This window comes from Actimicrobium sp. CCC2.4 (genome assembly GCF_034347385.1).
In the GTDB taxonomy this organism is placed as follows: domain Bacteria; phylum Pseudomonadota; class Gammaproteobacteria; order Burkholderiales; family Burkholderiaceae_D; genus Actimicrobium.
In genome coordinates, this window is the sequence record NZ_CP133777.1 from 1395382 (window position 1) to 1407399 (window position 12018).

Sequence of the window (12018 nt, forward strand, 5' to 3'; positions counted from 1 at the left end):
ATGAGACTCGTGAAAGCGAGAATTAAAGGCGCTGGTGGGTAGTGATTGTAATCAACAAACATGGATTCAACATGCTTGCATCTAGCTGGGCTACGCAAGTAGCTACAAAGGTGCAAGTGCATACGTAGTACTCAGTTGTTCTAACCGTCTTTGTGTCACCGGTGCATTTCGAAAGAAAGACGCTGGTGGTACAGAGGTCAACGTTATAGGGACAAGTGACTAAGTGCACATGGTGGATGCCTAGGCGATATCAGGCGATGAAGGACGTAGTAGCTTGCGATAAGCTGCGGGGAGCGAGCAAACACGCTGTGATCCGCAGATTTCCGAATGGGGTAACCCGGCCTTAATGGTCATTGCAACCTGAATACATAGGGTTGCAAAGCGAACGCGGCGAACTGAAACATCTAAGTAGCTGCAGGAAAAGAAATCAACCGAGATTCCCAAAGTAGCGGCGAGCGAAATGGGAAGAGCCTGCAAGATCTAGCATGAGACATAGTGGAAGCCACTGGAAATTGGCGCCATAGTGGGTGATAGCCCCGTACACGAAATGTCTGGTGTGGAACTAAGCTTGCGACAAGTAGGGCGGGACACGCGAAATCCTGTCTGAAGATGGGGGGACCATCCTCCAAGGCTAAATACTCGATATCGACCGATAGTGAACCAGTACCGTGAGGGAAAGGCGAAAAGAACCCCGGAAGGGGAGTGAAATAGATCCTGAAACCGTGTGCATACAAACAGTAGGAGCGGACTTGATCCGTGACTGCGTACCTTTTGTATAATGGGTCAGCGACTTACATTCAGTGGCAAGGTTAACCGTATAGGGTAGCCGTAGAGAAATCGAGTCCGAATAGGGCGTTCAGTCGCTGGGTGTAGACCCGAAACCAAGTGATCTACTCATGGCCAGGATGAAGGTGCGGTAACACGCACTGGAGGTCCGAACCCACTAATGTTGAAAAATTAGGGGATGAGCTGTGGGTAGGGGTGAAAGGCTAAACAAACTTGGAGATAGCTGGTTCTCTCCGAAAACTATTTAGGTAGTGCCTCTTGTATCACCATCGGGGGTAGAGCACTGTTATGGCTAGGGGGTCATCGCGACTTACCAACCCATTGCAAACTCCGAATACCGATGAGTGCGAGCAAGGGAGACAGACGTCGGGTGCTAACGTCCGGCGTCAAGAGGGAAACAACCCAGACCGCCAGCTAAGGTCCCAAAGATTGGCTAAGTGGAAAACGAAGTGGGAAGGCTAAAACAGTCAGGATGTTGGCTTAGAAGCAGCCATCATTTAAAGAAAGCGTAATAGCTCACTGATCGAGTCGTCCTGCGCGGAAGATGTAACGGGGCTAAGCCAGTCACCGAAGCTGCGGATATTAACGTCATTTATGACGTCGATATGGTAGGAGAGCGTTCTGTAAGCCTGCGAAGGTGTCTTGTAAAGGATGCTGGAGGTATCAGAAGTGCGAATGCTGACATGAGTAGCGATAATGGGGGTGAAAAGCCTCCACGCCGTAAGCCCAAGGTTTCCTGTTCAACGTTCATCGGAGCAGGGTGAGTCGGCCCCTAAGGCGAGGCAGAGATGCGTAGCTGATGGGAAGCAGGTTAATATTCCTGCACCGTCGTATGATGCGATGGGGGGACGGATCGCGGAAGGTTGTCCGGGTGTTGGAAGTCCCGGTCCTTGACTTGTAGAAGGCATCTAGGTAAATCCGGGTGCGTAATTCAAGGGGTTGAGGCCAGCTTATTTATAAGCGAAGCAATCGGAAGTGGTTCCAAGAAAAGCCTCTAAGCTTCAGTCATACGAGACCGTACCGCAAACCGACACAGGTGGGCGAGATGAGTATTCTAAGGCGCTTGAGAGAACTCGGGAGAAGGAACTCGGCAAATTGGTACCGTAACTTCGGGATAAGGTACGCCCTTGTAGTTTGACCTCCCTGCGGAGGAAGGACGAAAGGGTTGCAATAAACTGGTGGCTGCGACTGTTTAATAAAAACACAGCACTCTGCAAACACGAAAGTGGACGTATAGGGTGTGACGCCTGCCCGGTGCTGGAAGATTAAATGATGGGGTGCAAGCTCTTGATTGAAGTCCCAGTAAACGGCGGCCGTAACTATAACGGTCCTAAGGTAGCGAAATTCCTTGTCGGGTAAGTTCCGACCTGCACGAATGGCGTAACGATGGCCACACTGTCTCCTCCCGAGACTCAGCGAAGTTGAAATGTTTGTGATGATGCAATCTACCCGCGGCTAGACGGAAAGACCCCATGAACCTTTACTGTAGCTTTGCATTGGACTTTGAACCAATCTGTGTAGGATAGGTGGGAGGCTTTGAAGCGGGGACGCTAGTTCTCGTGGAGCCAACCTTGAAATACCACCCTGGTTTGTTTGAGGTTCTAACCTTGGTCCGTTATCCGGATCGGGGACAGTGCATGGTAGGCAGTTTGACTGGGGCGGTCTCCTCCCAAAGTGTAACGGAGGAGTTCGAAGGTACGCTAATTACGGTCGGACATCGTGATGATAGTGCAATGGCATAAGCGTGCTTAACTGCGAGACTGACAAGTCGAGCAGGTACGAAAGTAGGACATAGTGATCCGGTGGTTCTGTATGGAAGGGCCATCGCTCAACGGATAAAAGGTACTCTGGGGATAACAGGCTGATTCCTCCCAAGAGTTCATATCGACGGGGGAGTTTGGCACCTCGATGTCGGCTCATCACATCCTGGGGCTGTAGCCGGTCCCAAGGGTATGGCTGTTCGCCATTTAAAGTGGTACGTGAGCTGGGTTTAAAACGTCGTGAGACAGTTTGGTCCCTATCTGCCGTGGGCGTTGGAAATTTGAAGGGGGCTGCTCCTAGTACGAGAGGACCGGAGTGGACGAACCTCTGGTGTACCGGTTGTCACGCCAGTGGCATTGCCGGGTAGCTAAGTTCGGAAGAGATAACCGCTGAAAGCATCTAAGCGGGAAACTTGCCTTGAGATGAGATTTCCCAGGAACTTGATTCCTTTGAAGGGTCGTTCGAGACCAGGACGTTGATAGGCTGGGTGTGGAAGTGCAGTAATGCATTAAGCTAACCAGTACTAATTGCCCGTAAGGCTTGTCCCTATAACCTTGATGGGTTAGAGACGACGAGTATGGCGTATGCGATTGTTGATGCATCACGCCCGCTAACTGCACACTGAAGATGATTTCAAGGTGTGTGTTGTACTTCTTTACTTCTTCCGAATTGCGTCCCCTGAGGGAGCCAGATCAACGGCCCCCACAGAGGATTCTACAAGTTAAGCCTGATGACCATAGCGCGTCGGTACCACCCCTTCCCATCCCGAACAGGACCGTGAAACGACGTTGCGCCGATGATAGTGCGTCAACACGTGTGAAAGTAGGTCATCGTCAGGCTCAGTTACATGCAGCAAACAAGAAGGCCCTTCGAAAGAAGGGCCTTTTTGCGTTGGCGCGGATAGTTGCCAGCTTGATTAATTTGCAGATTTTATGACCGTAGTATGTATCGCGAGTCAATTCCCAATATGGTTTAGACTACGCCAAGAAAAATTATGGAGAAGGTTAAATGAGCATCACAGCAGAGATGGTAAAAGAAACACTTTCGAAGGTTATTGATCCGAATACAAATAAAGACTTGGTTACAAGCAGATGCATCAAGAATATCAAGCTGGACGGCAGTGATGTCGCCTTCGACGTAGAACTCGGTTACCCGGCAAAAAGTCAGATTGATGGAATTCGTAAAGCGACTATTCTAGCCTTGCGCCAATTACCGGGTATTGGTAATGTCAGTGTGAATGTGTACTCAAAAATTATCGCTCATACCGCCCAGCGCGGCGTCAAATTAATGGCGAATGTGAAAAATATTATCGCTGTTGCATCTGGTAAAGGCGGCGTAGGTAAATCAACAACAGCCGTCAATCTCGCTCTGGCTTTGGCGGCGGAAGGAGCGCAGGTTGGTATTCTCGATGCGGATATCTATGGCCCGTCTCAGCCAATGATGATGGGAATTTCCGGACGTCCGGAAACCATCGATGGCAAGACAATGGAGCCGATGGAAAACCATGGTCTACAAGTCTCAAGTATCGGTTTCATGATCGACCCTGACGAACCGATGGTATGGCGCGGTCCCATAGTTACACAAGCGCTGCAGCAACTGCTCGACCAGACAAACTGGCGTGACCTCGATTATCTAATCGTGGATATGCCGCCAGGTACAGGCGATATCCAATTGACGCTCTCACAAAAGGTGCCAGTGACTGGCGCGGTAATTGTCACAACACCACAGGATATCGCACTGCTCGATGCGCGCAAGGGTTTGAAAATGTTCGAGAAGGTTGACATTCCTATTCTTGGTATCGTCGAAAACATGAGCACACATATATGTTCAAATTGTGGCCATGCCGAAGCAATTTTTGGCCATGGTGGCGGCGAAAAAATGTGTCTTGAATATGGTGTCGACTTTCTGGGCGCATTGCCATTGACCATGTCGATTCGCGAACATGCGGACTCGGGCATGCCGACTGTCATTGCCGATCCGGATGGCCCAGTTGCGGAAATTTATAGAAATATTGCACGCAAAATCGCTATCAAGGTGGCTGAAAAAGCAAAAGATATGTCGAGTAAATTCCCAAGTATTGTTATTAAGAATGACTAATGGAAACTGACGCACTAAGCGTTGGCGTTGTCATGCAGCGCCGGCGCATTGATAGCAGGTGGCAATCACATCAGTGGCAACCCCTCGAGATTCTCAGTGGTGTTCCCGATGAACGGCATAAATTGATAGACAGCGATGAGGATCAGCGTTGGCTGTTCGGTGGCTTCGATGTACGTTTGTTTAGCGACGAGTCAGAAGGATATTTTCTGAATGTGAGTGCCCCAGAACCTTGTTGGTTCGTGATGTGGCGCATGGAAGATATTGATGGCGTCGACATCGCCGTACCGAAGGTTGTTACCTTGTCTTATCACGAGGGTGCGAGGTTAATGGACGGTGGAGAAAAGGTTGACACTATTCCTGCCTCGTCTGAAATCGTTGAGCGAATGACTGCCTTCGTCAAGACTTACTATGTCCCTGAGCAAAAACGGAAACGTCGAAAACCTTCTTTTGAGGGCGGTGCTGCCGTAGCACAAATGGCTATTGATGAAGGAAAACCGCGTGGCCGCTAACGACTTTTTTTCCCGGTGGGCCAGAAAAACAGAGTCTGCTAATCCGGAGGTGAGTCAAGGCAATTTGCGATCTGAACCTTTGCCTTTGCCGACCTCTGATGATGTTGATGCGCTCAATACGTCTTCTGATTTCACGCCATTTTTTGCGCAAGGCGTGGACGATCTGGTGAAGCGATTGGCATTGAAAAAATTATTTTCTGATCCACGCTTCAACATCATGGATGGACTCGATATCTATATTGAGGACTACAACACTTTTGTGCCAATGACTGCAGAAATGGTATCCGAGCTAAATCACGCTAAGTTACTTATGGATCCACTCGCACATCTAAAGCAACCGATCATGCAAATGCTTGAGACGCCGTTGCCCAAGTTGGTCGAAGAGAATGATGACGCGGTTGATGCCAGCGAAGGATTGGCCGTCGAAGCAGCCGGCACCGATATCGAAACCACAAAGGTAGCCGAGAAAAATACTGCGCCCGAAGACGACGCTCCAGACATAGTCGAGCCAACAGATACGGCCGGCTCCCGGTTGCCTCAAGAAGCACTATCGACTGATCTAGTTATTCCTGTATCGACGTCTTGACGTGATTCGACGTACTGCCGCGCTTGCTTATCAAGCCGGTTCAACGCTACGCTGAAAACGGTATTTTTTTGCTTATTTAAAAATTAAATTTGGTTCGCTAAACGGTACCTTCCGTATGTCGCGGTGCGTCATGATTTATTTCCCATTGACGATTACAATAGCGGAACTTTTTCAGTTCTGATGATTTATTCAATTACCCATTAAAAGCGGTGTTTTCATTTTGACCACACAATTTAAAGTTTGTAGCTGCAATCACACAATGCCGTTAGATGAAGCCGCGGGAATTCGACTCGGGGCTGTACTAGGTACCGGCAATCCACTGCCGATAGTCACTGAGTTGTGTCGCCATGAAGTCGGTGCGTTCCTGGCGGTTGCGGGCGGAGTCGACGACGTCGTCGTGGCTTGTACCCAAGAGCGGGCTTTATTTTCGGAGCTGGCAATTCAAAAATCGGCGGTGTCGCCGATTCGGTTTGTGAATATTCGCGAGACAGGTGGTTGGAGCAAAGACGGCGCAAACAATCTGCCTAAAATGGCGGCGTTGTTAGCCGCTGCAGCGCTGCCTGATCCAGAGCCCGTGCCCATTGTGTCCTATCAATCAGGTGGGCATTTGCTGATCGTCGGCCCCGGCAATCGTGTCCTCCCTTGGGCAGAAAAATTTGGCGGGCAGCTAGATGTCAGTGTGTTGATCACTGATGGTGGCACCGGAATGTTGCAGGATCGTACTTTCCCGACCTATTCTGGCGGTCATATTCAATTGACCGGTTGGTTGGGTACATTCACGGCGCGTTGGCAGCAGTCCAATCCGATTGATCTCGAGATATGCACTCGATGTAACGCTTGTGTAGATGCTTGCCCTGAGCAAGCGATTGATTTGATGTACCAGATCGATCTAAACAAATGTACGTCTCACAGTGATTGCGTGAAAGCCTGCGGCTCGATTGGGGCGATCGATTTCAATCGCACAGCAACCCAGCGTAGCGGTGACTTCGATTTGGTATTGGATTTGTGCGATGCACCGCTATTGGCGATGCATCAACCACCGCAAGGCTATTTTTCTGCCGGTGATGACGTGCTGAGGCAGGCTGACGCGGCATTGAAGCTGGTAGCGCTGGTTGGAGAATTTGAGAAGCCGAAATTTTTTATCTATAAAGATAAGCTGTGTGCACATGGCCGCAACGGTCAGATTGGTTGTACATCGTGCATCGACGTCTGCTCGGCGGATGCGATTCGCCACGACGGTAACCTGGTCAAAGTGATTCCTAACCTGTGCGTGGGATGTGGTGCGTGTACGACTGTCTGTCCGTCAGGTGCTTTGACTTACGCTTACCCGCGCGCGCCGGATACAGGGCAGCGCATCAAGACGATGCTGACGACTTTTGCGAAGGCCGGTGGCGAGCAGCCGGCACTGCTTCTGCATAGCGCCGATAAAGGTGCTGCGTTAATCATGCAATTGGGGCGGTTGGCAAAGTCAGGCGGAAAACTGCATGGTGTACCGGCACGTGTGTTGCCGCTGTCCTTGCACCATACGGCATCGACGGGTATTGATCTTTGGCTGGCTGCAATTGCCTATGGCGCTAGCCACGTGGCAATTCTGCTCAGTGGCGAAGAGGCACCGGATTATGTTGCCGCGCTCGAAGATCAGATGGGAGTCGCCCAGACGATACTGGCGGGGCTGGGTTACAGCGGAACGCATTTATCGTTACTGCGCGCTGTTGCGCCTGCTGCGTTGGATAGTGCATTGCAAGGCCTTGAGGTGGCACAGGTGCCTGTTCAGCGCGCCCTGTTCGCTGTGGCCGCTGAAAAGCGCGGCACGCTCGATCTGGTCATCGGGCATTTGCTGAAGTATGCGCCTCTCAAGCCGGAGCAGATTGCGTTGCCTGCGGGGGCGCTGTACGGCACTGTCAACATCAATACATCAGCCTGTACGCTGTGCATGTCGTGTGTCGGAGCTTGTCCCGAGTCCGCGTTGATGGATAACGCTGATCTGCCGCAATTGCGTTTTGTGGAAAAGAACTGCGTGCAATGTGGATTGTGCGAAACGACTTGTCCTGAAAGCGCCATCACGCTGACCCCCCGCCTGCTGCTGACTGATGTGGCAAAGCAATCCCGCATACTCAACGAGGCAGCGCCATTTCACTGCATCCGGTGCAGCAAGCCATTCGGTACCGCGCAGATGATCCAGACCATGCTCGGCAAACTGTCGTTGCATGGTGCTTTTGCCGGCAATCTTGATCGCATCAAGATGTGTTCGGACTGCCGAGTGATAGACATGATGACCAATCCCAAAGAACCGTCGATCACTAACCTGAAGCGACCATCCTGATGACAAAGACTACGCATCCACTGGTATTCGAGCGCCAGGACCAAGGTGAGGAAACCGCCCGTGCTGACCTGTATGGCTTGTTAGCAACTCTGTTCTATGCGCCTCCATCGCAGGCATTACTGGACACAATAGCTTCGGCACAGTCGGAAGGCGACGGCGTGCTAGAGCGCGCCTGGGCGGATCTGGTCATTGCTTGTAAAACGGCCAATGCCGAAGTAGTGCGCGATGAATACGAGTCCCTGTTCCTTGGCGTAGGCAAGCCTGAAGTCATGCTCTATGGTTCGTATTATCTGTCCGGATTTCTGATGGAAAAACCGCTGGCGGCTTTGCGTACCGATCTCTCGATGCTCGGCATAGAGCGCGTTCAAAGCGTGGTCGAGAGCGAAGACCATATTGCTTCGTTGTGCGAAGTGATGCGCTACCTGATTGCCTCAGACGATGTGTTACACGCAAATCTGGCAACTCAGCAGACATTCTTCAGTGACCACATGCAGGCGTGGGTGGATGACCTCTGCAACGCACTTGAAGTCCATCCGGTCGCGGTCTTTTACTTACCCGTGTCGCGGTTGGCCAGAGCGTATTTTGCTGTCGAAATGCAAGCCTTTGACATGGGCTGAAACAACCGAGTTTTTATTTAAAGTAAATAGTAAAATATTGCCTTGTGGCACTACATGGCGATGGATTTTCATTCAATGTCAGGTCAACAGTATCGATATGGGTCGCTACTGGTTGTCCGGTATTTCAGGAGATAAACATGGCAGAACAACAAAAAATTGCACGGCGTAGTTTTTTCGCCGGACTTGGACTAGTCGCGGCAGCCGGTGTTGCCGTAAAACTAGCACCGCAAGCTATTACGTCGACGGTCGTGACGCCTGCCGAGCCTGAGGGCACCGGCTATCGTTTGACCGAGCACGTAAAAAAATACTATCGCACCACCACTCTTTGATTTTCGGAGATCCAATATGCTCTTAACTCGCAAAGGCCCGGATGGCCAACGCTCGTCCACACGCTTTTCTGCCGGTTTGGCCGACAGTCTCGCGCGTGCCTTGCCCACAATGGACCGACGTTCGTTCCTGAAACGCTCGGGTATCGGCGTCGGTGCCGGTATCGCTGCTGCGCAACTCGGCTTGATTCAGCGCGCCCGCGCTGCCGATGGCTCAACCGCCAAAGGCGGTGCCAAGATTGAAGTCAAACGTACCGTCTGTACGCACTGTTCAGTTGGCTGCGCGGTTGATGCCGTCGTGGAAAATGGAGTGTGGGTGCGCCAGGAAGCGGTCTTTGATTCGCCGATCAACCTCGGTGCACACTGCGCAAAAGGTGCAGCACTGCGCGAGCATGGTCATGGTGAATATCGCCTGAAATATCCAATGAAGCTTGTCAACGGCAAGTACCAGCGCATCAGCTGGGATGTCGCTTTGACCGAAATTTCAGCTCAGTTGCTTGATGTAAAAAAAACCAGCGGTCCGGATTCCGTGTTCTTTGTTGGTTCGTCTAAGCATAACAACGAGCAAGCCCAACTGATGCGCAAGTTTGTTTCGTACTTTGGTACCAACAACACCGACCATCAGGCGCGTATTTGCCATTCGACCACGGTTGCCGGCGTTGCCAATACCTGGGGCTATGGCGCGATGACCAATAGCTTTAACGACATGCAGAACTCACGGGCGATCATGTACATCGGCTCGAACGCTGCCGAAGCCCATCCGGTATCGATGCTGCACATGCTGCACGCCAAAGAAACCGGTGCCAAGATCATCGTCATCGACCCGCGTTATACCCGTACTGCAGCCAAATCGGATCAGTACATCCGCATCCGTTCAGGGTCGGATATCCCATTCATCTGGGGCATGCTTTATCACATCTTCCAGAACAAATGGGAAGACACCAAGTACATCAATGACCGCGTTTATGGCATGGACAAAGTCCGCGCCGAAGTCATGACCTGGACGCCGGAAAAAGTAGAAGAAGCTTGTGGTGTGCCGGAAGCGGAAGTCTACAAATGCGCCGAAACAATGGCGAAAAACAAGCCGTCGACATTGGTCTGGTGCATGGGGCAGACCCAGCACACCATCGGCAACGCGATCGTACGCGCGTCATGCATCTTGCAATTAGCACTGGGTAATATCGGTAAGTCGGGTGGCGGGACGAATATTTTCCGCGGCCATGACAACGTGCAGGGTGCCACCGACGTAGGCCCGAATCCGGATTCGCTGCCAGCCTATTACGGCCTTGCCACGGGTGCCTGGAAGCATTGGGCTGCTGTTTGGGGTGTCGACTACGAGTGGATCAAAAAGCAGTATGCATCGCAAGCGATGATGGAGAAATCCGGCGTCACCGTATCGCGCTGGATCGACGCAGTACTCGAAAAGAACGAGCTGATCGATCAGGAAAACAATGTCCGCGCGATGGTGTTCTGGGGCCATGCACCGAACTCGCAAACGCGTGGTCTGGAAATGAAGAAGGCATTCGACAAACTCGACCTGCTGGTGGTGATCGACCCGTATCCGTCAGCGTCAGCCGCAATGGCCAACATGAAAGTCGATGGCCAGGAATTGAACCCGAAGCGCGCCGTCTACCTGCTGCCGGCTGCTACTCAGTTCGAAACCTCAGGATCAGTCACCGCCTCGAACCGTTCGCTGCAATGGCGCGAGAAGGTCATCGAGCCGCTGTTCGAATCGCGGACCGACCACATGATCATGTATCAGCTCGCAGAGAAACTGGGCTTCGGCAAGGAGCTAGTCGCACGGATCAAGCTGGTACCCGGCAAAGGCGGCATGATGGAACCGGAACCGGAATCGATGCTCGAGGAAATCAACCGCGGTAGCTGGACCATCGGGTACACCGGTCAATCGCCGATGCGCCTGAAAGCGCACATGAAGAACATGCACCTGTTCGACGTGAAGACCTTGCGCTGTATCGGCGGCAAGGATGCCGCATCAGGATACGACATGACCGGCGATTATTTTGGCTTGCCATGGCCATGTTATGGCACGCCGGAGATGAAGCATCCTGGCACGCCTAACCTGTACGACACCAGCAAGCACGTCATGGACGGCGGCGGAAACTTCCGCGCCAACTTTGGCGTCGAGCGCGAAGGCGTCAGTCTGCTGGCGGAAGATGGTTCCCATTCGCTGGGTGCCGACATCACCACCGGCTATCCGGAATTCGATCATCTGTTGCTGAAAAAACTCGGCTGGTGGAGCGATCTGACCGAAGCCGAACAGAAGGCAGCTGAAGGAAAGAACTGGAAAACTGACCTGTCCGGCGGTATTCAGCGCGTGGTCATGAAAGTGCATGGCTGCTACCCGTTCGGTAACGCCAAGGCGCGCGCCGTGGTGTGGAATTTCCCTGACCCTGTGCCTCTGCATCGCGAGCCGCTGTTCGGTAACCGTCCTGATCTGGTCGCCAAGTATCCGACCCATGAGGACAAGAAATCGTTCTGGCGCATGCCGACGTTGTACAAGTCGGTTCAGCAAAAGAACGTCGAGAACAAGCTGTTCGAGAAGTTCCCGCTGATCATGACATCAGGCCGGCTCGTCGAGTACGAAGGTGGCGGTGAAGAAACTCGATCCAATCCCTGGCTGGCAGAGCTGCAGCAAGAGAATTTCGTCGAGATCAATCCGAAGGCCGCTAGCGATCGTGGACTGCGCGATGGCGAATACGTGATCGTCTCGACGCCGACCGGTGCACGTCTGAAGGTCAAGGCCATGGTGACGCCGCGTGTGGGTGTCGATACGGTATTCATCCCGTTCCATTTTTCCGGCTGGTGGCAAGGCAAGGACATGCTCGAGTACTACCCGGAAGGTGCCGCACCGATGGTGCGTGGCGAAGCGGTCAATACCGGGACGACGTATGGCTACGACTCGGTAACGATGATGCAGGAAACCAAGACAACAATCTGTCAGATCGAGCGCATCGCTTAAGCGACCTCGACCACCACAGAAATCAGGAGAGAC

At 52.2% G+C, this 12018-nt stretch carries 7 protein-coding genes and 2 rRNA genes; all 9 read left to right on the forward strand.

The window, feature by feature from the left end; genetic code table 11:
- Positions 1-209 precede the first annotated feature (209 nt).
- The 9 genes from RHM62_RS06480 (at position 210) to RHM62_RS06520 (ending at position 11985) form a co-directional block, all read left to right on the forward strand.
- Positions 210-3095, forward strand: a 23S ribosomal RNA gene (locus RHM62_RS06480).
- 178 nt (positions 3096-3273) lie between these two features.
- A 5S ribosomal RNA gene (gene rrf, locus RHM62_RS06485) occupies positions 3274-3386 on the forward strand.
- Between the two features lie 169 nt (positions 3387-3555).
- On the forward strand, positions 3556-4644 hold the full coding sequence (gene apbC, locus RHM62_RS06490) for an iron-sulfur cluster carrier protein ApbC (RefSeq protein ID WP_322124717.1): 1089 nt from the start codon (positions 3556-3558) through the stop codon (positions 4642-4644).
- Complete coding sequence (locus tag RHM62_RS06495; protein WP_322124718.1) at positions 4644-5153, forward strand: DUF3305 domain-containing protein; 510 nt, start codon at positions 4644-4646, stop codon at positions 5151-5153. The genes apbC and RHM62_RS06495 overlap by 1 nt, the downstream gene beginning before the upstream one ends.
- A complete protein-coding gene (locus RHM62_RS06500; protein WP_322124719.1) occupies positions 5143-5739 on the forward strand; it encodes a DUF3306 domain-containing protein in 597 nt (198 codons plus the stop codon). The genes RHM62_RS06495 and RHM62_RS06500 overlap by 11 nt, the downstream gene beginning before the upstream one ends.
- Positions 5740-5998: 259 nt before the next feature.
- Positions 5999-8062 carry a 4Fe-4S binding protein gene (locus tag RHM62_RS06505; protein WP_322124720.1) on the forward strand — a complete coding sequence of 688 codons (2064 nt, stop codon included), beginning with the start codon at positions 5999-6001 and terminating at the stop codon, positions 8060-8062.
- The gene (locus RHM62_RS06510) at positions 8062-8679 is read left to right on the forward strand and encodes a TorD/DmsD family molecular chaperone (RefSeq protein WP_322124721.1); all 618 of its coding nucleotides are present in this window, start codon (positions 8062-8064) and stop codon (positions 8677-8679) included. The genes RHM62_RS06505 and RHM62_RS06510 overlap by 1 nt, the downstream gene beginning before the upstream one ends.
- Positions 8680-8816: 137 nt before the next feature.
- Positions 8817-9008 (forward strand): hypothetical protein, encoded by a 192-nt coding sequence (locus RHM62_RS06515; RefSeq protein WP_322124722.1) that lies wholly within the window; start codon positions 8817-8819, stop codon positions 9006-9008.
- Between the two features lie 16 nt (positions 9009-9024).
- Positions 9025-11985, forward strand: a complete 2961-nt coding sequence (locus RHM62_RS06520) for a formate dehydrogenase subunit alpha (protein ID WP_322124723.1) — start codon at positions 9025-9027, stop codon at positions 11983-11985.
- Positions 11986-12018 lie beyond the last annotated feature (33 nt).

Coding starts and splice junctions, on each gene's coding strand:
- apbC (WP_322124717.1), top strand. CDS start 3,556: ATGAGCATCACAGCAGAGATGGTAAAAGAAACACTTTCGAAGGTTATT.
- RHM62_RS06495 (WP_322124718.1), top strand. CDS start 4,644: ATGGAAACTGACGCACTAAGCGTTGGCGTTGTCATGCAGCGCCGGCGC.
- RHM62_RS06505 (WP_322124720.1), top strand. CDS start 5,999: ATGCCGTTAGATGAAGCCGCGGGAATTCGACTCGGGGCTGTACTAGGT.
- RHM62_RS06510 (WP_322124721.1), top strand. CDS start 8,062: ATGACAAAGACTACGCATCCACTGGTATTCGAGCGCCAGGACCAAGGT.
- RHM62_RS06515 (WP_322124722.1), top strand. CDS start 8,817: ATGGCAGAACAACAAAAAATTGCACGGCGTAGTTTTTTCGCCGGACTT.
- RHM62_RS06520 (WP_322124723.1), top strand. CDS start 9,025: ATGCTCTTAACTCGCAAAGGCCCGGATGGCCAACGCTCGTCCACACGC.